The organism is Pontimicrobium aquaticum, from assembly GCF_005047595.1.
GTDB classification, from domain to species: domain Bacteria; phylum Bacteroidota; class Bacteroidia; order Flavobacteriales; family Flavobacteriaceae; genus Pontimicrobium; species Pontimicrobium aquaticum.
In genome coordinates this window covers 1-20,808 of sequence record NZ_SUPL01000007.1, presented here as the reverse complement: position 1 = coordinate 20,808, position 20,808 = coordinate 1, and the positions used below count along the sequence as shown (strand labels likewise).

The 20,808-nt window shown below is 32.4% G+C and carries 19 protein-coding genes and 1 pseudogene; 10 read left to right on the top strand and 10 right to left on the bottom strand.

Annotation, left to right across the window (positions count from 1 at the left end; genetic code table 11):
• Nucleotides 1-108 precede the first annotated feature (108 nt).
• Together E5167_RS12655 and E5167_RS12650 are read left to right on the top strand one after the other, a co-directional pair.
• Nucleotides 109-615: pseudogene (locus E5167_RS12655) on the top strand (ExbD/TolR family protein); the annotation flags it as partial.
• A 58-nt stretch (nt 616-673) separates the two neighbouring features.
• Entirely contained in the window at nt 674-2,017 is a 1,344-nt protein-coding gene (locus E5167_RS12650) for a dipeptidase (protein WP_136844526.1), read from the top strand.
• Between the two features lie 122 nt (nt 2,018-2,139).
• On the opposite strand, the gene E5167_RS12645 is transcribed toward E5167_RS12650, so the two are convergent.
• On the bottom strand, nt 2,140-3,015 hold the full coding sequence (locus E5167_RS12645; protein WP_394347695.1) for a sterol desaturase family protein: 876 nt from the start codon (nt 3,013-3,015) through the stop codon (nt 2,140-2,142).
• Between the two features lie 9 nt (nt 3,016-3,024).
• Nucleotides 3,025-5,031, bottom strand: a complete 2,007-nt coding sequence (locus E5167_RS12640; protein WP_136844524.1) for an alpha-ketoacid dehydrogenase subunit alpha/beta — start codon at nt 5,029-5,031, stop codon at nt 3,025-3,027.
• A 185-nt stretch (nt 5,032-5,216) separates the two neighbouring features.
• Between E5167_RS12640 and E5167_RS12635 the strand changes: the two genes are divergently transcribed.
• The 5 genes from E5167_RS12635 to E5167_RS12615 are packed head-to-tail and all read left to right on the top strand — an operon-like array spanning nt 5,217 to nt 9,166.
• The gene (locus E5167_RS12635) at nt 5,217-6,167 is read left to right on the top strand and encodes an isopenicillin N synthase family dioxygenase (protein WP_136844523.1); all 951 of its coding nucleotides are present in this window, start codon (nt 5,217-5,219) and stop codon (nt 6,165-6,167) included.
• Entirely contained in the window at nt 6,167-6,496 is a 330-nt protein-coding gene (locus E5167_RS12630; RefSeq protein WP_136844522.1) for a translation initiation factor, read from the top strand. The genes E5167_RS12635 and E5167_RS12630 overlap by 1 nt, the downstream gene beginning before the upstream one ends.
• 2 nt (nt 6,497-6,498) lie before the next feature.
• Nucleotides 6,499-7,440: a DUF1835 domain-containing protein gene (locus E5167_RS12625; protein ID WP_136844521.1), complete on the top strand. Its 942-nt coding sequence runs from the start codon at nt 6,499-6,501 to the stop codon at nt 7,438-7,440.
• On the top strand, nt 7,430-8,299 hold the full coding sequence (locus E5167_RS12620; RefSeq protein ID WP_136844520.1) for a nucleoside phosphorylase: 870 nt from the start codon (nt 7,430-7,432) through the stop codon (nt 8,297-8,299). Before E5167_RS12625 ends, E5167_RS12620 begins: the two co-directional genes overlap by 11 nt.
• Complete coding sequence (locus E5167_RS12615) at nt 8,300-9,166, top strand: substrate-binding domain-containing protein (RefSeq protein ID WP_136844519.1); 867 nt, start codon at nt 8,300-8,302, stop codon at nt 9,164-9,166.
• Nucleotides 9,167-9,492: 326 nt separating this feature from the next.
• On the opposite strand, the gene E5167_RS12610 is transcribed toward E5167_RS12615, so the two are convergent.
• A complete protein-coding gene (locus E5167_RS12610) occupies nt 9,493-10,158 on the bottom strand; it encodes a uracil-DNA glycosylase (RefSeq protein ID WP_136844518.1) in 666 nt (221 codons plus the stop codon).
• A gap of 316 nt (nt 10,159-10,474) precedes the next feature.
• Between E5167_RS12610 and E5167_RS12605 the strand changes: the two genes are divergently transcribed.
• Nucleotides 10,475-12,640 carry an endonuclease MutS2 gene (locus tag E5167_RS12605; RefSeq protein ID WP_136844517.1) on the top strand — a complete coding sequence of 722 codons (2,166 nt, stop codon included), beginning with the start codon at nt 10,475-10,477 and terminating at the stop codon, nt 12,638-12,640.
• Between the two features lies 1 nt (nt 12,641).
• Nucleotides 12,642-13,058, top strand: a complete 417-nt coding sequence (locus tag E5167_RS12600) for a thiol-disulfide oxidoreductase DCC family protein (protein ID WP_136844516.1) — start codon at nt 12,642-12,644, stop codon at nt 13,056-13,058.
• A 163-nt stretch (nt 13,059-13,221) separates the two neighbouring features.
• Here E5167_RS12600 and E5167_RS12595 read toward each other — a convergent pair whose 3' ends face one another.
• The 7 genes from E5167_RS12595 to aroC all read right to left on the bottom strand — a co-directional run bounded on the left by E5167_RS12595 (nt 13,222) and on the right by aroC (nt 20,002).
• Nucleotides 13,222-14,379, bottom strand: coding sequence for a flavohemoglobin expression-modulating QEGLA motif protein (locus tag E5167_RS12595; RefSeq protein ID WP_136844515.1), 1,158 nt, complete (start codon nt 14,377-14,379; stop codon nt 13,222-13,224).
• A 7-nt stretch (nt 14,380-14,386) separates the two neighbouring features.
• Nucleotides 14,387-15,217, bottom strand: coding sequence for an N-formylglutamate amidohydrolase (locus E5167_RS12590; protein WP_136844514.1), 831 nt, complete (start codon nt 15,215-15,217; stop codon nt 14,387-14,389).
• A gap of 1 nt (nt 15,218) precedes the next feature.
• Entirely contained in the window at nt 15,219-15,548 is a 330-nt protein-coding gene (locus E5167_RS12585; protein WP_136844513.1) for a hypothetical protein, read from the bottom strand.
• Between the two features lie 2 nt (nt 15,549-15,550).
• Entirely contained in the window at nt 15,551-16,384 is an 834-nt protein-coding gene (locus E5167_RS12580; RefSeq protein ID WP_136844512.1) for a sulfurtransferase, read from the bottom strand.
• Nucleotides 16,385-16,420: 36 nt separating this feature from the next.
• Nucleotides 16,421-17,458, bottom strand: coding sequence for a glutathione synthase (gene gshB / locus E5167_RS12575; protein ID WP_136844511.1), 1,038 nt, complete (start codon nt 17,456-17,458; stop codon nt 16,421-16,423).
• Nucleotides 17,459-17,513: 55 nt separating this feature from the next.
• Nucleotides 17,514-18,839, bottom strand: a complete 1,326-nt coding sequence (locus E5167_RS12570; RefSeq protein ID WP_136844510.1) for a dicarboxylate/amino acid:cation symporter — start codon at nt 18,837-18,839, stop codon at nt 17,514-17,516.
• Between the two features lie 98 nt (nt 18,840-18,937).
• Nucleotides 18,938-20,002, bottom strand: coding sequence for a chorismate synthase (gene aroC, locus E5167_RS12565; protein WP_136844509.1), 1,065 nt, complete (start codon nt 20,000-20,002; stop codon nt 18,938-18,940).
• A gap of 185 nt (nt 20,003-20,187) precedes the next feature.
• On the opposite strand from aroC, the gene E5167_RS12560 reads away from it, so the two are divergent.
• The gene (locus E5167_RS12560; RefSeq protein WP_136844508.1) at nt 20,188-20,673 is read left to right on the top strand and encodes an outer membrane protein; all 486 of its coding nucleotides are present in this window, start codon (nt 20,188-20,190) and stop codon (nt 20,671-20,673) included.
• Nucleotides 20,674-20,808: the final 135 nt, after the last annotated feature.

Below are 20,808 nucleotides of genomic sequence, written 5' to 3'. Positions count from 1 at the left end.
CTAATAATTAAAAGCCAGAATTAATGTTCTGGTTTTTTTATGGTATCATTTTTGAATTTTAAGTTTTTATTAACATTTTAAAACTTTAATTATGAAAAAAAAAAAAGAGCACCAAGCGTTAATGCTGGGTCAATGGCAGACATTGCTTTCTTGCTACTCATCTTCTTTTTAGTAACAACAACAATTGCTAGCGAACAAGGCATTCAAAGAAAGTTGCCCAAAATTTGTGAAAATGATTGTATAATTGATGTAAACGAACGCAATATTTTACGTATATCGATAAATGGTAAACAAGAAATTATGGTGCAGAACGAAATTACATCTGTTGATAAACTAAAAGGTATTGCCAAAACATTTATTGATAATAATGGAGTAAAGTTAGAAACATCTTCTGATAATCCCACAAAAGCCGTTATTTCTTTACAAAGTCATCCACAATCATCTTATGAATTATTTATAAAAGTACAGGATGAGTTAAGCAAAGCGTATTATGAGCTTAGAACAGATTATGCTAGAAACGTTCTAGGCAAGTCATTAGAGGAGTTAAATAAAAGTGATAAGATTTTGTTAAAAAACGCCTATCCATTTATAATCTCTGAAGCACAAACAAAGTAACTTGCTATTTATTATTATATTTGGTTAGAATAAATACTAATAACCAATCTATTTAATAATGAAAAACAACAAAACAGCTCAAGCTTTTAAGTCTATTTCGATTTTTAAGCTTGTTTTTTTATGCATCGTTCTCCTAAGCGTTTCCTGTAAGGAACAAGAAGCAAAACCAATGAGCGAAGAAGATCTTATTGCAAAAGCAAAAGATATTCACGAACGTGTCATTACACTTGATACGCATTGCGATATCAATGTAAATAACTTTACCGACTCTATCAACTACACACAAGAGTTAGACAATCAGGTAAACCTTCCAAAAATGAAAAAAGGAGGACTTGATGTGGCTTGGTTTATAGTTTACACAGGTCAAGACACGCTGACAGACGAAGGTTATGCAAAAGCATACGAAAATGCCATGTCTAAATTCAATGCCATTCATAAACTTACTAAAGAAATAGCTCCAGACCAAATAGGATTAGCTGTAACCTCTGATGATGTTAGACGTATTGATGCTGAAGGTAAAAAAGTAGCTATGATAGGGATAGAAAATGGCTATCCTATTGGAACAGACATTGGTAGAGTAAAAGAATTTTATGATTTAGGCGCTAGATATATGTCTTTAGCGCATAATGGTCATAGTCAACTAAGTGACTCTAACACAGGTGAACGTGATGACGTTTGGTTACATAACGGATTGAGTGATTTAGGTAAGCAAGTGATTGCTGAAATGAATAAGTATGGTATTATGATTGATATTTCTCATCCATCTAAAGAAGCCATTAAACAAATGATAGAATTATCTAAAGCTCCAGTTATAGCATCACATTCTTCTGCTAGAGCTTTATGTGATCATAGCAGAAACCTTGATGATGAACAATTAGGATGGGTAAAAGAAAATGGTGGTGTTGTACAAACAGTTGCTTTTACTAGTTACGTAAATAAAGAAAAGAATGACGCGCGTAATGAAAAATCTAGAGAGATTCAAATGCAAGTTGCAGATTCTATGGGAATAAAATGGATTACAAGTAGAGCTGATTTCGGAAAATTAACCGAAGAAGAACAAAAAGTATTCATGGAAAACCGAAGTAAAGTCATGGAAATTGTTGATGCTAAAGTTGAAAAGATGCCTGACTTCCCTGGAAAAGTTGATGTGGCAGATTTTGTAGATCACATTGACTATTTAGTAGAAAAAATGGGATTAGAGCATGTAGGTATTAGTAGTGATTTTGATGGTGGTGGTGGTGTTGAAGGTTGGAACGATGCTTCTGAAACTTTCAATGTAACACTAGAGCTAGTTAAAAGAGGTTATACTGAAGAGCAAATAGAAAAACTTTGGAGTGGTAACTTATTAAGAGTACTAGACGAATGTGAAAAAGTTGCTCAAGAAATTCAAGCAGGTGCTTAAAATAAATATAATCACTTAAAAAACTAAAGCCAGCTGTTCAGTTGGCTTTTTTTTTATGTTATTAAAAGTTAACGAAGCAATCTCACTAATAGAACTTCCCTCGTAATGACACAAATTTTAGATTAATCCTCTTTTTTAAAACCGTAGAAAAGCTGTTTAAAAAAACTATTAGGCATTTTTGAGTCGCCCTCATACCCCAACTCTATGGTTCCATTATCTTCCGGAATATAATTTGTTTTAAAAATGTAATCCCATAGACTTAAACTAATACCAAAATTCACACCGTAAAATCTATCTTTAGGTAAAGCATAAGCATGGTGATATAAATGCATTACAGGATTGTTAAATACATATTTTAAAGGCCCATAACTAAGCTTAATATTAGCATGATTTAAGTGTCCAATAGTAATTGCAGCAAAATGCACAACATATGCTTGTTCTGGCTCAAAACCACCTAAAAGCATTACTCCAAGTACTTTTAAAGGTTTATATAGAATATTTTCCATCCAGTGATAACGTAAATGCGCTGCAAATCCCATTTCTTTTACTGAATGATGCACCTTGTGAAAACGCCATAAAGCATTAAACCTATGTAATAAAACATGTGTAAACCACTGTACAAAATCTAGAATAATGAAAAATATAAGTAATTGGCTCCACATTGGAAACTTTTTCATATCTATAAGCGCTAAAGATTTAGCATCCATTCCAAAAATATCTAGAAAGAATAACTCTAAAACCTTATAAAAACCACTTATAACAATAGCAAAAATGAAAAAATTGAAGAACATATAGAATATATCCAACCAAAAGTCTTTTCTAAAAACTGACTGATTTTTACGCCAAGGAAACACAATTTCTAATATCCAAACTATTAGTGAAATGAGAATTAATCCCCAAAAGTAATTGTTATACCAAACGACATCAAAAGTTATGGAACGCCATGTCCAATCTAAAGTTCCTACTATAGTATTGATAAAAGCTTCTAAATATTTCATTATTTAAAATTAGTAAGCTAGAAGGCTTTTAAGCTCAGATTCAAACCTGTTTTTAGGTAAGTACTGCTCTTCTAGTTGATTAATAAACGGAATAGGTGTTTCAATACTTGCAACTCTTTTAACTGGCGCATCTAAGTACTCGAAACATTCTTCCATAATTAACGAAGCAATATCTGAGGCTATACCGCCAAAAAGAGAATCCTCTTGCAAAATAATAGCTCGTCCAGTTTTTTTAACTGAATTTAATATTGCTTCAGTATCTAACGGTTGTAAAGTTCTTAAATCAATGACATCTGCACTGATATCTTTATTGTTATCTAGTGTTTCTAATGCCCAATGTACAGCAGCTCCATAGCTAATAATCGTCACTTTTTCACCTTCACGAAGCAAAGATGCTTTACCAAAAGGCAGCGTGTAATAATCCATAGGTACCTCCTGACGAATACTTCTATACAAAGCTTTATGTTCAAAAAATAATACAGGATTAGGGTCATTAATCGCAGTCATTAACAAGCCTTTGGCATCGTAAGGAAATGCTGGATAGACAACTTTTAATCCTGGTGTTTTTGTAAACCAAGCCTCATTTGTTTGAGAGTGAAAAGGACCAGCTGCAACACCTGCACCACAAGGCATTCTTAAAACGACATCAGCATTTTGATTCCATCTGTAATGCGATTTAGCTAAATAATTGACCACAGGGTTAAAACCTGAGGTTACAAAATCTGCAAATTGCATTTCTACAACACTTTTAATTCCGGCTATAGATAATCCCATGCTAGCTTCCACGATAGCCGATTCGCAAATAGGTGTGTTTCTAACGCGATCTTCTCCAAAAGCTCTTAAAAAACCATCCGTAATTTTAAAAACACCACCATAATCAGCAATGTCTTGACCCATTATAACTAGGTCCTTATGCTTTTGCATCGATTGTTTTAGACCTTCGGAAATCGCGTCAACAAATCGAATTTCTTTAGCTTTTCCTTTAGAATTAACTTCCTGATATTTAAATGGTTTATATACATCATTTAATTCAGTAGTTAAATTTGGAGTAATTGGTTCCTCCGCATAAGCTGCTTCTAAACCATCATGAATTTCTTTCATAATGGTTTCTTTTATTTTTACTTCATCCTTTTCGGTAAGAATACCTTCTTCTTTTAAGTACGATTGGTAATTAACTATAGGATCTTTTAAAGCCCATTCGTCCATTAAATCTTTTGGCACATACTTTGTACCACTCGCTTCTTCATGACCTCGCATTCTAAACGTCTTAAATTCTATAAGGATAGGTCTAGGTCGTTTTCTTACACTTTCTGCAAGTTTTGAAAGTTTAGAATAAACATCTAAAATATTATTACCATCAATTATAAATGATTCCATTCCGTAGCCTTTACCTCTATCGGCTATATGTTTGCATTTATATTGCTGTGAGGTAGGTGTCGATAATCCGTAACCATTATTTTCAATACAAAAAATCACAGGAAGTTTCCATACCGAAGCTATATTTAATGCCTCATGAAAATCGCCTTCGCTAGTACCTCCTTCTCCTGAAAATACTGCTGTAACTTTATTATTCTTTTTTAATAGATTAGCGAGTGCTATACCATCAGCCACACCCAATTGTGGCCCAAGGTGCGATATCATTCCAACAATATTATATTCTTGTGTACCAAAATGAAACGATCTATCTCTACCTTTTGTAAAACCGCTAGTTTTACCTTGCCATTGTGCAAATAAGCGATGCAAAGGAATGTTTCTTGTAGTAAAAACACCTAAATTTCTGTGCATTGGCAAAATGTATTCGTCTTTATTTAGCACCATGGTTACCCCAACTGAAATTGCTTCTTGACCAATTCCTGAAAACCATTTAGATATTTTTCCTTGACGCAGTAAAATGAGCATTTTCTCCTCTATCATTCTAGGTTTCAACATGTTCTTATATAATGAAAGAAGTGTATTTTTACCTAAATTCTTTTTGTCATAAATAATATGTTTGCTCTTAGCTGTTGTCTTAGTCATCTCAATAAATTGTTAGTCAAAAGTAGCAAAAATAAGGTAACACTATGAAGAATTTTTTTATTGAACAAATTTCATCGATTATCTAAATTTTAATCCCTACAGAAAACATATATTCTATATTTGACTTCAAATTAAGTATTCAATTTCGCTATCTTTGTATTTCAAATTTATTTAATATTAGTACCATGAATAAGATACCTAGTGTAAATCTTAAAGAGTTTCTCTCAGAAGACCCTCAAAAAAAGCAACAGTTTATAAACGCTATTGGTAAAGCTTATGAAGATATTGGCTTTGTAGCACTCCGTGGGCATTTTCTAGATAACGAGCTAGTTGATAATTTGTATAAAGAGGTAAAAAACTTTTTTGATCTCCCTGTAGAAAAAAAGCAAAATTATGAGATACCAGGTATTGGAGGTCAACGTGGTTATGTGTCGTTTGGAAAAGAAAGTGCAAAAGGAAAAAAAGAAGGCGATTTAAAAGAGTTTTGGCATTTTGGACAGTATGTTGAGAATAATCCTGAGTTAGAAGCTGAATATCCAAAAAATGTCGTAGTTGAAGAACTTCCTGATTTCAATGACATTGGAAAGCAAGCTTATAAAATGCTTGAAAAAACGGCAAAGTATGTACTTCGTGCATTAGCTCTTCATCTAGATTTAGAAGAAACTTATTTTGATGAATACATTTACAATGGTAATAGCATACTAAGGCCAATTCACTACCCTCCAATTAAAAAAGAACCAAAAAATGCAGTTAGAGCTGCAGCGCATGGAGATATTAATTTAATTACGCTATTAATGGGAGCCCAAGGTCGTGGATTGCAAGTGCAAAATCATAAAGGCGAATGGATTGATGCCATTGCACAACCAGACGAACTTATGATCAATGTTGGTGACATGCTCTCTAGACATACTAATAACAAATTAAAATCTACCATACATCGCGTAGTAAATCCACCAAGAGAACTTTGGGGAACATCACGTTACTCTATTCCATTTTTTATGCATCCTGTGAGTAGTATGAAGCTAGATGTTTTAGATAGTTGTATTGATGAAAATCATCCAAAACAATTTGAAGATATTACAGCTGGAGAATTTTTAAATGAGCGACTTATAGAATTAGGGTTGATAAAGAAGTAATGGACTTAAAAGATCAATTAAAAAACTTATTTCCAGATCATAAAGAGTCTGAGTCAACCAATGAAACTAAAAATAAAAGTGATATTTGGTTACAAGACGACCCTATAATTTGTAAATACGAAAAGCGTAAAGGTAAACCTATAACCATTCTTGAAGGCTATAATGGTGCAACCGATGATTTTAAGAAGCTAGCAAAAGAGTTAAAAACTAAATTAAGTGTTGGAGGGAGCTTTAAAGATGATAAAATTATTATTCAAGGAGATTATCGTGATAAAATAATGCAGATTCTAAAAAATAAAGGGTTTAATGTTAAGCGTGTAGGAGGTTAACAATGACAAGTAAAACCCTTCATATTACTAATGGTTCTAGTCTTACCAATTACTTGAAAGACCTGAACTTTTCAGGCGATTTTTTAACATGGCATGAAATGCTATGTGAAGGCCCTACTTTTGAACAAATAGATTCGCAGGAATTTGTAGAAACACGTCGTAGTTTTTTAAACAAATTCTATAATATAGATATTCACGAATACCAGTTTCACAAAGAACTTAAAGTATTTGACAATGTTAACACCTATTCAAAAATAATTCTTTGGTTTGAATACGATTTATTTTGTCATATTAACTTAATGGCAGCCATTAGTCTATTAAAGCAAAAACAAGTGTATTTACCACTCTTTCTAGTGTGTAGTGGTAGGATTAAAGGGGAAAAAGACTTTAAAGGCATATCTGAGCTAACTGAAAATCAACTATTAGATCATTACGAAGCTAAAATAGAACTCAAAGATTCAGATATTAAATTAGCGCAAAAAATTTGGAGAATTTACTGTAATGAGAACCACAACTTATTAAAACCATTTATAACACAAAGCTCGTCTTTTAAATATTTAAATAGCTGCTTAAAGGCTCACTTGAAACGATTTCCAGATACCAAAAGTGGATTATGCCGACTTGAAAAGCATATTTTAGAAGTTGTAAGAGATAGCCATGTGACATCAACACATCATCTTACAGGTTATATACTTAACTATCAAGGGTATTATGGCTATGGCGACATACAAATTATGCGTATGATTCATAATTTAAGTATCTTTTTTGAGGAAATTGATGGTGAGCTGTACCTTAACCGTAAAGGTCATGAAGCACTATTGGGTCAGCATAATTTTGTAAGTGAAATTAAAAATGACATAGATTTTGGTGGTGCAAAAAGATTAGAATATCAATTTAACAAAAATCAAAATCAGTTAATAAAAACCGTATATAATGTCAATTAAAGAATCTGAACTTATATTAAATCCAGATGGTAGTGTATATCATCTAAATTTAAAGCCTGAGCATATTGCAAACACAATACTTTTTGTTGGTGACCAAGATCGTGTTCAAAAAATATCTAAGCATTTTGATATTATAGAATTTGAAACGCAAAAGCGTGAATTTAAAACGCATACTGGAACTTATAAAGGCAAGCGTCTTACAGTTATGTCTACAGGTATTGGGCCAGATAATATTGATATTGTCATGAACGAGTTAGACGCTTTGGTTAACATTAATTTAGAAACTAGAAAGCCAAAAGAAGCTCTTACATCACTTAATATAGTTCGTGTTGGTACGTCAGGTTCACTTCAAAGCAATGTTCCTGTCGATTCTTTTGTGTTGAGTACTCATGGTTTAGATTTAAACGGAATGTTGCACTTCTATCAAATAAAAAATATTTGCAACCCAAACCTTGAAGATGCATTTATTAAGCATACTAATTGGCATAAAGACAAAGCAAGACCAATCATTATTAGCAACAGCCAAAAACTAGAAAATTTACTTGAAAGCTCAAAAATTTTTAAAGGTGTTACTGCCACTACCGGAGGATTTTACGGACCACAAGGGCGAGTACTTAGGTTGCCTTTGTTTGATAGCGATATGAATGCAAAAATTGATTCATTTAATCATAATGGTATAAAAATCACCAATTTTGAAATGGAAACTTCTGTTATTTATGGGTTATCAAAATTGTTAGGGCACCATGCGTGTTCACTAAATGCTATTATTGCTAACCGACCAAATGGCACTTTCAGTAAAGACCCAAAGCAAGCGGTAGAAAACCTTATTAATTACACCTTAACTAAACTAGTGTCTTAAATGAGTAACGATTTAAAAACTGTTAGAATTGGTGGTGTTCCTGAACATTTCAATTTAGCTTGGTATTTGACTCTTAAAAATAAAGAGTACAAAAACAAAGGCATTAATTTACGTTGGAAAGATTATTTTGGCGGCACAGGCCAAATGTGTAAAGCCCTTCGCGACAACGAAATTGATTTGGCTGTGATTTTAACCGAAGGTATTATAAAAGATATTATTGCTGGAAATAAATGTAAAATAGTTCAAGTATATGTTAAATCGCCATTAATTTGGGGTATTCATGTAGGGCAAAATTCTTCTTTTAAAAATCTAGAAGACATCAAAGGACGCAAAGCAGCTATTAGCAGGTTTGGTTCTGGCTCTCACCTAATGGCATATATCAATGCTCAAAACAACAACTGGAACTTAGAAGAAGATTTGCATTTTGAGGTAGTAAAAGACTTAGATGGTGCTGTTGAGGCTCTTACCAATGGAACAGCAGATTATTTTATGTGGGAAAAATTTACTACCAAACCGTTAGTTGACAATAATACCTTTAGACATATTGAAGATTGCCCTTCACCATGGCCTTGCTTTGTTATTGCAGTTAGAGAAGATTTTATAATCGACGAAAGGGATTGTTTAAAAGCAATTTTATCGACAATAAACAACACTACCAAAGAGTTTAAAGACATTCCCTCAATTGATGTTATCATTGCTAATAGATACAACCAAAAGCTAGAAGATGTACAACAATGGCTTGAATTAACCGAGTGGTCTCAAGAGAATTTAGACGCCGAAACAGTTAATGATGTTCAAGACAAACTTTTGGCTTTAAGCATTATCCCAAAAAAACTACCCTTTAACGAGCTGGTAATCAATATTTAACGTTTTTAATCTAAAAAGTAGGAGTTTTCATCGAAAATCTGTCATATACGTAGTTCTACGTATTGTTTGGTATATTTTTTTTCCTTACCTTTATTAACATATGTTAACATAGTTTTTGTATTTTATCGATATTTATTGTATTTTGCCGAAACAATGTTACCCAAATCCCTTGTGTATGATGTATAAAATTACTTTAATACTTTCAGTTTTAGTAGCAATTAATTTTATTTTGTTAATATTTAGCACTAATAAAGTTAAGAAGATTTCAAAGCCTAAAAAAGTAAAAGTTAACAAACCTATAGTCCTTAAAAAAGTACCTAAAACTATTACCACGCAACAGGCTCCAAGCCGTTTGTCTCCAACAGGGAGTTAGTTTTACTAAAGTGCTTATTTCCGAACCAATACCCTCTATTTGCACTTAATGGAGAAGGATGTCCTGACGTTAACACGTAATGTTTATTGGTATCTATAAGTTTTATTTTCTTCTTTGCAAAACCTCCCCAAAGCAAAAAAACGATTCCCGTTTTTTGTTCTGAGATAGTAGTAATTACAGCATCTGTAAACTGTTCCCATCCTTTTTTTTGATGACTGCCAGCTTGATGCGACCTGACTGTTAATGTTGCATTTAATAGTAACACACCTTGATCTGCCCAACGTTCTAAATTACCGCTTTTAGGATAAGGAGTATTTAAATCTGTTTCAATTTCTTTAAAAATATTAATTAACGAAGGTGGATGTTGTACACCATCATGTACAGAAAAACACAATCCATTGGCCTGCCCTACACCATGGTAAGGATCTTGGCCAATAATAACCACTTTCAGCTTATCAAACGTGCAATGGTCAAACGCAGCAAAAATTTCCTTTCCAGGGGGAAAACATTGGTGTGTGTTATACTCTTGTTTTACAAAACCAATCAACTCATTAAAATAAGATTTACTAAACTCGTCCTGTAAGTGAGCTTTCCAACTTGGATGTATGGTAATATTCATGCTAATTAACTTATTGATGTAAAAATAAAATTATCTATCTACTTCACTAAACAAAACACTTGTTAGTTACTAACAGTTTGTGTATTACTATTTATTATATGAGCTTTTTTACTTGATCATATGTATGATAGAAAATATAAATTCGACTAACATTTTAACCGAAAAGCCCATACCTATTTATATACTACGAGCCATATGCTAAACCAATAAGCGTCGCTCCAAAATTCCACATCTCAATTCTAATACGTAACTTTGTTAGTTCATAAAAAAGATTAAGTAAACTATTAATAAGTTTCCCACTTTAGTGGGAATTGTTATGATTAACATTCACGAAAAAACGCTTAAAGACTTAGAGTTTGAAACAGTGCTTACACAAGTGGCTCAGTATTGCATTACTGACCTTGGTAAGCAAAATATATTACGCATTAAACCTTTTTCAAAGGAAACGGAGTTAATTGTTGCACTTAATTATGTTAACGAGTTTATTGCATCGTTTGAAAATGAGAATAGAATACCCAACCATGGTTTTAGCGATATTACCAACGAACTAAAGTTATTGGGTATAGAAAACACATTTTTAGAGATCAATAGTTTTAGAAAGATCGCTGCTATTTCTGAAACCTCTAATGCATTGATTCAGTTTTTTAAAAAGTTTGAAGACTACTATCCTTCTCTAAATACGCTTTCAGAAAATATAGAATATACCACAGCAATTATTAACAAGGTCAATTCTATAATAGATAGGTTTGGAGAAGTTCGTAATGATGCAAGCGATGAGTTAAAGAGCTTACGAAGATCTATTGCGTCATTACAAGGTAAAATAAACTCTAGTTTTGTTAGTGCTTTATCTAGTTTAAATGCCTCTGGATATTTAGACGATATAAGAGAATCTGTTATTGACAACAGACGTGTTTTGGCTGTAAAAGCCATGTACAGAAAAAAAATTAAAGGAACTATTCTAGGCTCTAGTAAAACAGGAAGTATTGTCTATATAGAACCAGAGGCAACTCTGCAATTTCATAGAGAACTAAATAATTTAGAATACGAAGAAAAAGAAGAAGTTACCAGAATTTTAAAAGAGCTGACCAATTTTGTTAGAGATTTTTTATCGCTTTTAAAGTCGTATCAAGAGTATTTAACACAAATTGATGTTGTTTTTGCTAAGGCTTCCTATAGTAAATCCATAAATGGTATTTTACCTAAAATAACAAAAGACAGATATTTATTCTTAAAAAATGCTTATCATCCAATTTTATATCTAACAAACAAATCAGAAGGCAAAAATACATATCCACAAACTATTGAGTTGTCCAAGGATTCTCGAATTATTGTCATTTCTGGTCCAAATGCTGGAGGTAAAAGTATTACACTTAAAACAGTTGGCTTACTACAAGTAATGTTACAAAGTGGTATTTTAATTCCTGTTCATGAACGTAGTGAAGTTTGTTTGTTTAACAGAATTATTAGTGACATTGGTGACAATCAATCTATTGAAAATCATTTAAGCACTTATAGTTATAGGCTTAAACAAATGAATTATTTTTTAAAAAAGTGTAATAACAAAACACTCTTTTTAATTGATGAGTTTGGCACAGGAAGTGATCCTGAACTTGGAGGTGCATTAGCCGAAACGTTTTTGGAAGTGTTTTATGAACGTGAAGCATTTGGACTAATTACAACGCATTACAGTAATTTAAAGTTGCTTGCTAACGAACTTCCATACATGAAAAATGCAAACATGATGTTTGATAATCGTAGTTTAGAACCATTATTTAAGTTAGTTTTGGGAGAAGCTGGTAGCTCATTTACTTTTGAAGTAGCCCAAAAAAATGGCATTCCTTACAGTTTAATTAATAGAGCAAAAAAGAAGATAGAACGAGGTAAGGTGCGTTTTGATAAAACCATTGCAAAACTTCAAATGGAACGCTCTAAACTTGAAAAAACAGGGAAATCATTAAAAATTAATGAACAAAAAAAACAAGCCGAAGCTGATAAGTTAGAAGAAATAAATGCTCGTATTCAAAAGAAATTAGAGAGCTATCAAGAGTTATACGATAGCAACCAACGACTTATATATTTAGGACAAAAAGTAAACGACTTATCAGAAAAGTATTTTAACAACAAGCAAAAGCGTGTGTTAATGGCGGAGCTTTTTAAATTGGTTCAAATTGAAAATTCAAAACGTAAAAAGGTTTCTGTAAAAGAGAAAAAAATTATTAAACAAAAAGAGCAACAGGTTAAAAAAGAGGTTGAAAAAAAGGTTAATGTTATTAGGAAAAAAAAGAAAGCGGCAAAGAAAAAAGAAGTAAACACACCAAAACCAAAACCAACATTAAAGGTTGGCGATAGAGTAAGATTAGAAGATGGACGCGCTGTTGGAAGTGTTGACAAAATTGAAAAAAATAAGGCCACAGTAAACTATGGCTTATTTACAACAAATGTTAGTGTGGAGCAGTTAGAATTGGTAGAAACAAAAAAATAGGATGATTCAATTACCAAAGCATAAACAATTAATACTTTTTGATGGTGTTTGCAACCTTTGCAATTCAAGTATTAATTATGTTATTAAACATGACCATAACAATGTATTTATGTTTGCACCATTACAAGGAAACACAGGAACAAAAATTATAAAGCACTTTGGATTAGATACCTCTAAAACAGATTCTGTTTTACTGTATTCAGAAAAAAATGGTTTAAAAATAAAATCGTCGGCAGCTCTAGCAATTGCTTTAAAATTGGGGTTTCCAAGAAATTTATTGGTTATTTTTTATATCGTACCTCCCTTTATTAGAAATTGGGTGTACGATTATATTGCAAAGAACAGGTATAAATGGTATGGTAAAAAAGAAGCTTGTATGATTCCTACACCTGAGTTAAAAGTAAAATTTTTAAAATAAAAAACCCTAAGATATCACTTAGGGTTTTATACACTTAACAATTAACACAATTAAATGTAAATCTTAGCACACTTATTTTGGTGATTATAAATATAGATAAGCATTTTAATTTTTAGTAAATTTTTCGTTTAAAACCTGTTTTCTTTGATAAAAGAATTTTACTTTATTTTAAATTATCTAAAATGAAATCAATCGTTTTATTTTTGTTGTTATTTTCTGCAAAAGAATCTGTAATATACTTCGGTTTTACTGCTAATCCTTTTTCTTGCAAATATTCAATATCACTTTTGTATTCAATAGACACTTTTCCTGTTAATAATACATCTAGGCTTGTACCTTTCTTATAAAGGCTGTAAATTTTACTTAATCCAGTTAAGTACAGATAGTCTTTTGTAAAACCTCCTCCTCTATGTACTCTTGTAGTAATATAAAACGCATCATTTTTATTTAAATCATAAGTACTATGCAGCATTCTAAATGTTTTAGAAAAAGAGTTTCCTTTAGCTAAACAATTTACTGCAAGCACGCGATACGCTAGCTCTTTAAGACGCTTTATTGTTAAGTTTCCTGACATATATTCGCTAAAAACAGACAAGCCTTCTTGCGTTTCAACATTGTTAGGGAATCCGTGAGAAAATATTTTTAATGGATGTAATAATGCATTCATAGTAGTTACCATGTGTACACCTATTTCATGATTGGTGAGTACACCAATTTCATTATCACTAAACATATGGTTACTATTAAGCACTAGTGTTTGTTGATTGTTTAACACCATAGCTATAGCACCCATCCTGTCAGAATGCGTAATATGATACTTAAAATCGTAACGCTTTGAATAGTCTTTAAAAAAAGTTTCTGTTTGTAATACAGAATGTTTTGGCTTAAAGTGTTCAGCTTCTAAGTTTTCATCAAAATGCAAAATAAACTTTGCATTTTCCACATCTTTTTCAGTTGGTGTACCAAACGAATGCAAACTGTTATAATAAAATTTCTTTCCTGTTCCAATGGTTTCAATAGATTGAATTAAACCAGAGTAGAAATATATAATATCTTGATATAAGCTTTTAATTCTATCGTCTTCAATTTTTTCAATTGGTAATGAAAAAAGCTCTTTATGCAATTTAAATTTATCAAAATCTATATTTGGATATATAAAATCTGGTTCGGATAAATATTTAGAAGCAAAAAACCTTTCTTTTTCACTTTCAATGTTAATTGGATTTACATAGGTTAAAAGTTCAATCTTTTTGACAAGTTTATGCAAATGCGTGTCAATATTTAATAATATTTTATTAACTGTATTAATCTCTTGCTTCATTAGGTAATTATTTACTGTGCTTTTCTATAAATGACATAGCATGTTTCGGAATTCGAGCCTTGAGTTGTGCTGCAACACTGCTTACAATTTCAGGAAAAATAACTTGTTTGTGCTCATCACAATACACTTTAGCTATTTCGGTTGCTAAAACTAATGTGTTTTTAAAGTTATTAGTAATGTATTTTAAAAAATAGCCATTACCAAAAAAGGTGTTATTAATTAATGCTGTTGATTTAATATTACTAGGTAAAATAATTTCGGAAAGACTTTGCCTCCATGTTTCAATATCTTCATCAAAACGTTCATTATCGACATTACTTGTACCCAAATTCCAAGTAGGGACTTCCCTATCCCAACGTTTCCAATTATAGCTATGCATATCATAAACAATAGCCATCCCGTATTTGGATTCAATAGTATCGATTAATGCATGAACTACTTTATAAAAGGCTTTATGTTTTGCAAGTGATTTTTGTTTTTGAACTTCAGGCAAAGTGTTTTTCCAAAGTTGTTTTCCCCAAGCCGTTTCAAAAACTGCTTCTTCAGGAGGTCTATTTATATCGTATTCAAATCGAGAATCACAACCAGCTATTACAATAGGATGAGATGCAATCATGTTTTTGGTTTCTGGGTCTTCTTCGTACCATCTGTCGTATGCGGTATGCAAACAATTATCCCAAAGTTCCTTTCTAAATTGATGTCCATCATGTATGGCTGCACATACATAAGGCACATAATTATCAATTTTTAGAGTAAATGAGTAATCCTCAGCAACGGCATGAAACGTTTGCTGCTGCTTTATTTTATTAATAATTGCATCAACAGACAGTTTTTTCATATCAACTCAATATCTTTTTAAGGTACAGAAACATATTACGCTCTAGAATATCGTATTCGCCATCACTTAAAAATAATGTTTTGATATCGGTAAATAAAGATTTTAATTCGTCGGCATCATAATCATGGTCTTTCACTCCTTGAATAATTTTTTGCAAACTTTGGTAGTCATTGTCTTTATCGAATTCATCATGAATTCTTTGAAAGGTTTGCATATCTACTTTTGAGATAATGACATTTTTTTCGGTATTGGCTTCATCAAAGTTTGAATGTGCCGTGTAAAGCAATATATATGCGACTAGTTCTTCTTTAGTCCAATGAGGTTGTTTCATAATTATTCTGTTGTTAATGAGCCATATTCAGTCCAAGAACCATCATAGACTGAATAATCTGTTTTATTAATTAATTCAGCTCCTAAAGCCAATATACAAGCTGTAATTCCAGAGCCGCATGAAAAAACTAAATGCTGCTCTTTTGCATTGATGGCGTTAAACTCTTTTTCAATGGCTTTTTTGCTTTTAAAACAATGACCGTTTACCAATAATTCGGAGTAAGGAATATTGACTGAATTGGGTATATTACCACTTCTCAAACCTTTTCTTGGTTCTGGGGATATTCCTTTAAAACGATTAGCTGAGCGTGCATCAATAATAAGATGCTCTGCGTTGCTTGATGATGCTTTAATATCATTAAAAAACTTGAATGCTTTAGGGTTATATTTGGCAATGAAATTACCTTTAGGTCTAGCATTAATTTGCTTTGCCTCTAAAGGGTAATTTGCTGTTTTCCACTGAGGCAACCCTCCATCTAACACTGCAACATTATTAAAACCAAAAGCCTTAAACAAATACCAAACTCTTGCACTAGAATAAATACCTTTATCATCATAAACCACAATCATGCTATTTGAGTTTACACCTAAATTTTGAACTTCTTTAGTAAATTGTTCTTCAGAAGGTACCGTGTTTGGAAAAGGAGCACTTACATCACTAAATACCTGTTTGATATCAAAAAATTGTGCACTAGGAATTTGGAATACTACTGATGCACTACTATTAGATGTTACTTTTGGCATGCTTGCATCAAAAACAAGCAGATTATTATTATCTAAATGGTTATGCAACCATTCCACCGAGACTATAGGTTCTAAAGTAACAGTTCTTGCCATAATTATCTAATTTCGGAATATTGACTAATAACAAAATTAAGCTTCATCTACTGTTTTTCTTAAACGTGAACGTCTATCAAAAGCTTGAAGCTTATCTAATACTTTGCTTTCAAGGAAATCTATAACTTTTTCTTCAACTTTCACTTTAGGTTTATATACTTTATTAATGTATGTAATACCTCCAGGAGACATGACGTTAACTTCTACTAACTTTCCTCCTATCACATCAATACCAACAAAATACAAGCCATCTTTGACCAATTTTGGACCAATTTGTTTACACAAAGCTTTTTCTGCCTTTGATAGAATATGCTTTTGCACACTTCCTCCAGCTGATACATTAGAACGATGGTCGTCTGTTCCTGGAACACGTTTCATAGCTCCTACTGGTTCGCCATTTAGCAATAAAATTCTAACATCTCCTTGGTCGGCACCTTCAATGTAATCTTGCAAAATAACATAATTTGAAGCTCCATCAGCACCTGTAATATAAAAATCTAACAATGAATTAATATTACTCATCGCAGATTTTTCAATAAGAATGACACCTGAACCTCCAAAACCATTTAAGGGTTTTAGTATCATTCTATCAGACTTAGATTCTTTTATTTGTTTTACTAAATAATTTTTGTTTTTAGACACGTGAGTAGCAGGGATAATGTTACTGTGCGCATCTCCAAAAGCAGCTGTATAAAGCTTATTATTGGCTTCTCTCATACCTTGAAGAGAATTGATAATAAACACATCATCTTTTACTGAATCCAAGAAGTTTAACATGATTGGGTCAAGTGGTGGATTTGCTCTAAAAAATATAGCATCAAAACCTGCAAGAGGCAGCATTTCTTCTCGTAGTTGCGCTTTTTTATAGAATGCTTTAAGTGTACTTGGTACTTTCTCCATTCGCCCAATAACAGTGCAAAAAGCGTTAGTGACACTGTTTCTAATGGTTAAGTTGGCAGGTGTGCACATGGCAACACCATGACCTCGCTTTGAGCACTCTTTAATAAGTGCTAAACTTGTATCGTTTTCTGGGTCAATGTCTTCCCAAGGGTACATTATAAAACAAATATTCATCTTATTTATGCTTAAATTAAACACTTTTTAAACTCAGTAATTAGGGGTTTATAACTTATTTTACCTCTTCATAATGGTCATCCCAATTTTTTATTTTTGGTTCACCTAGTTTTCCAACAGATTTTGCAACAATCATAGAGACCATTGCATCACCTGTAACATTCACAATTGTTCGACACATATCTAACGGTCTATCTACTGCAAAAATGAGTGCCAAACCAATTGGTAATAATTCTGGTGGAAGACCAACAGACTCCAATACAATAACCAGCATTACCATTCCTGCACCTGGAACAGCAGCACTTCCTATAGATGCTAATAACGCTGTTAGAACAATTGTTATCTGATCGCCAAAAGTTAAATCTAAACCTAAAGCTTGAAAAATAAATACAGCTGCAACTGCTTGATACAAACTTGTTCCATCCATATTAATAGTTGCTCCAACAGGCAATACAAAACTCGAAACTTCTTTATCCACTCCAATGTGTTCTTCAACACGCTCCATGGTTACAGGAAGTGTTGCAGCACTACTACTCGTTGAAAAAGCTAATAATTGTGCTGGACTAATTTCTTTTAAGAACCAGAATGGGTTTTTCTTGGTATAACTTGACACTATAATTGTATAGAAAACAATCATTAAAGCTAAGCCTAAAAGAACAACACCTGCATATTGTGCCAAGGCTACTAAAATATCAGGATCATCAGAAGACACAACCACACTCGCGAGAAGAGCAAATACAGCATAAGGTGCAGTTAACATGATTAAATCTACCATTTTCAAAACAACATCATTAAGAGAATCGAATAGGTTTTTTAATGGTTCTGCTCTTTTTTCACCTATTAAAAGCATAGAAATTGCTAGAAATATTGAGAAAAATATTACTTGCAACATTAATCCGTTTTCACTCATTGCCTTAAAGGCGTTATCAGGCACCATATCTTCAATAAACTGTAATGGTCCACTTTCTACTTGCTTTGTAGCTTCGGCTATTTTACCTTGAACGCCACTGTTTTGAGAATATGTATTTGTAAGTTTTGAAATAGTCTCTTCTGAAACACCTTCACCAGGTTGTAATATATTAACAACCATAAGACCTATAGAAATGGCTACAACAGTAGTAATGACATATGTAACAATCGTACGAACACCAATTCTTTTAAATTTTGAGATATCCTTTAAATCTGAAATACCCTTTATTAAAGATGCAAGTATCAACGGAATTGCTATTAATTTTAATAGTTTAACAAAAATGCTACCTAGTGGTTTTATCCAATCATCGGTAAATGCCTTACCTCCATCAATTTGTAGCATGATAAAGCCAAAAATTAAACCTAAGAGCATTCCTATTAAAATTTGCCAATGTAATGCGAGTTTTTTCATGTGTATATTTTATTTGTTTTTAATCTGTCACATGTAACATTCATTTAGTATTGTATTTTGATAGCAAAATACATTGTTATAAATGTTTCATATCTAGTTTATAGTTTAGTAATCTTATTTAGTAAATAATAGTCTGCAAGCACCAAGGCTGCCATGGCCTCCACAATGGGTACTGCTCTAGGAACTACACAAGGATCATGGCGTCCTTTACCTTGCATTTGCAATGTATTCCCATCAACATCGATTGTTTCTTGTTTTTGCATAATAGTAGCAACTGGTTTAAATGCTACTCTAAAATAAATATCTTCTCCATTACTAATACCTCCTTGAATTCCTCCAGACAGGTTAGTTTTTGTACTTCCATCAGCATTAAAAATATCGTTATGCTCACTACCTTTCATTTCCACACCACAAAATCCGCTACCATATTCAAACCCTTTAACAGCATTAATAGAAAGCATTGCTTTTCCCAATTCTGCATGAAGTCTATCAAATACAGGTTCACCTAAACCAACAGGAACGTTTTGTAATACACAAGTTACAGTTCCTCCTATGGTATCTCCTTCTTTTCTAATTTCTTTGATACGAGCTATCATTTTATTAGCTATAGCTTCATCTGGACAGCGTACTGCATTAGCATCAATTTTTGAGAAATCTAAGTCTTGATATGGTTTGTTTATATTTATTTTTCCTACGGACGATGTAAATGCATTAATCTTTACACTTTTAAGTAGTTGTTTAGCTATTGCGCCAGCAACTACACGACATGCTGTTTCTCGTGCAGAACTACGACCTCCACCTCTATAATCTCTTACTCCATATTTTTGGTCGTAAGTATAATCGGCATGACTTGGTCTGTAAACATCCTTGATGTGCGAATAGTCTTTGGATTTCTGATTGGCATTTTTAATGATGAAACCAATTGAAGTTCCTGTGGTTTGACCTTCAAATATTCCTGACAAAAATTCAACGGTGTCAGGTTCTTTACGTTGTGTTACAATGTCTGACTGACCAGGTTTACGTCTATCCATTTCGTGTTGAATAGCATCAAAATCTAATGTTAGTCCAGCAGGACAACCATCTATAACACCACCAATAGCCACGCCATGTGATTCGCCAAAGGTTGTAAGTTTAAAAATAGTTCCGAAGGAATTTCCAGCCATTAATTATGTATAAGTATTAGTTAGTTTTGCTAATGTAATTGTATTATTAGAGAAACAAAAATGGATTTTAAATAATAGTTCTAATTTATTTATTATTTTTTGTCAAAATTCAATATTGGCATAATATTAGCGTTATGGAGATATATTTTTATCAAAATAATTACATTTACAAAAACTTAAAACTTATGAAAAAATTATTTTTATTATCAATTGCATTAATTGGATTTGCTCTTACTACGCAAGCACAGGATGTGTCTGACCATGCCTTAGGATTGCGCTTAGGTGATAGTGATGGTTTTGGCGCTGAAATTTCTTATCAACTTGGTTTGAGTGACGCTAATAGATTAGAATTTGGATTAGGATGGAGAGATGGAAAAAACTATAATGCTGTACGAGCTGTTGGTTTGTATCAATGGGTTATGCCTTTAGATGGTAATTTTAACTGGTACGCTGGTGCTGGTGGTGGTTTTGCTTCTTATAGCTTAGACAACGTTGCTCCAGGAGTTGATGATAGTAGCACATCGCTGTTAATAGCTGGAAATATTGGCATTGAATACGATTTTGATATTCCGTTATTGCTCTCTTTAGATTTTAGACCTGAACTAGGTTTTGGAGATATTAATGATGATTTAGACTTCGATATTGCCTTAGGTATTCGTTATCAATTCTAATAATATTCATAATGAGTCGTCCTAAAATAGGTTGACAGTTTATAAATAAAAATTAGATAGGACCAGTGAAGTTAACTTCACTGGTTTTTTTGTTGTGTACAAAGTTAGGTGTTTTGTAATTAAGGCTCAAATGTG

Coding starts and splice junctions, on each gene's coding strand:
- E5167_RS12650 (WP_136844526.1), top strand. CDS start 674: ATGAAAAACAACAAAACAGCTCAAGCTTTTAAGTCTATTTCGATTTTT.
- E5167_RS12645 (WP_394347695.1), bottom strand. CDS start 3,015: ATGAAATATTTAGAAGCTTTTATCAATACTATAGTAGGAACTTTAGAT.
- E5167_RS12640 (WP_136844524.1), bottom strand. CDS start 5,031: ATGACTAAGACAACAGCTAAGAGCAAACATATTATTTATGACAAAAAG.
- E5167_RS12635 (WP_136844523.1), top strand. CDS start 5,217: ATGAATAAGATACCTAGTGTAAATCTTAAAGAGTTTCTCTCAGAAGAC.
- E5167_RS12630 (WP_136844522.1), top strand. CDS start 6,167: ATGGACTTAAAAGATCAATTAAAAAACTTATTTCCAGATCATAAAGAG.
- E5167_RS12625 (WP_136844521.1), top strand. CDS start 6,499: ATGACAAGTAAAACCCTTCATATTACTAATGGTTCTAGTCTTACCAAT.
- E5167_RS12620 (WP_136844520.1), top strand. CDS start 7,430: ATGTCAATTAAAGAATCTGAACTTATATTAAATCCAGATGGTAGTGTA.
- E5167_RS12615 (WP_136844519.1), top strand. CDS start 8,300: ATGAGTAACGATTTAAAAACTGTTAGAATTGGTGGTGTTCCTGAACAT.
- E5167_RS12610 (WP_136844518.1), bottom strand. CDS start 10,158: ATGAATATTACCATACATCCAAGTTGGAAAGCTCACTTACAGGACGAG.
- E5167_RS12605 (WP_136844517.1), top strand. CDS start 10,475: ATGATTAACATTCACGAAAAAACGCTTAAAGACTTAGAGTTTGAAACA.
- E5167_RS12600 (WP_136844516.1), top strand. CDS start 12,642: ATGATTCAATTACCAAAGCATAAACAATTAATACTTTTTGATGGTGTT.
- E5167_RS12595 (WP_136844515.1), bottom strand. CDS start 14,379: ATGAAGCAAGAGATTAATACAGTTAATAAAATATTATTAAATATTGAC.
- E5167_RS12590 (WP_136844514.1), bottom strand. CDS start 15,217: ATGAAAAAACTGTCTGTTGATGCAATTATTAATAAAATAAAGCAGCAG.
- E5167_RS12585 (WP_136844513.1), bottom strand. CDS start 15,548: ATGAAACAACCTCATTGGACTAAAGAAGAACTAGTCGCATATATATTG.
- E5167_RS12580 (WP_136844512.1), bottom strand. CDS start 16,384: ATGGCAAGAACTGTTACTTTAGAACCTATAGTCTCGGTGGAATGGTTG.
- gshB (WP_136844511.1), bottom strand. CDS start 17,458: ATGAATATTTGTTTTATAATGTACCCTTGGGAAGACATTGACCCAGAA.
- E5167_RS12570 (WP_136844510.1), bottom strand. CDS start 18,839: ATGAAAAAACTCGCATTACATTGGCAAATTTTAATAGGAATGCTCTTA.
- aroC (WP_136844509.1), bottom strand. CDS start 20,002: ATGGCTGGAAATTCCTTCGGAACTATTTTTAAACTTACAACCTTTGGC.
- E5167_RS12560 (WP_136844508.1), top strand. CDS start 20,188: ATGAAAAAATTATTTTTATTATCAATTGCATTAATTGGATTTGCTCTT.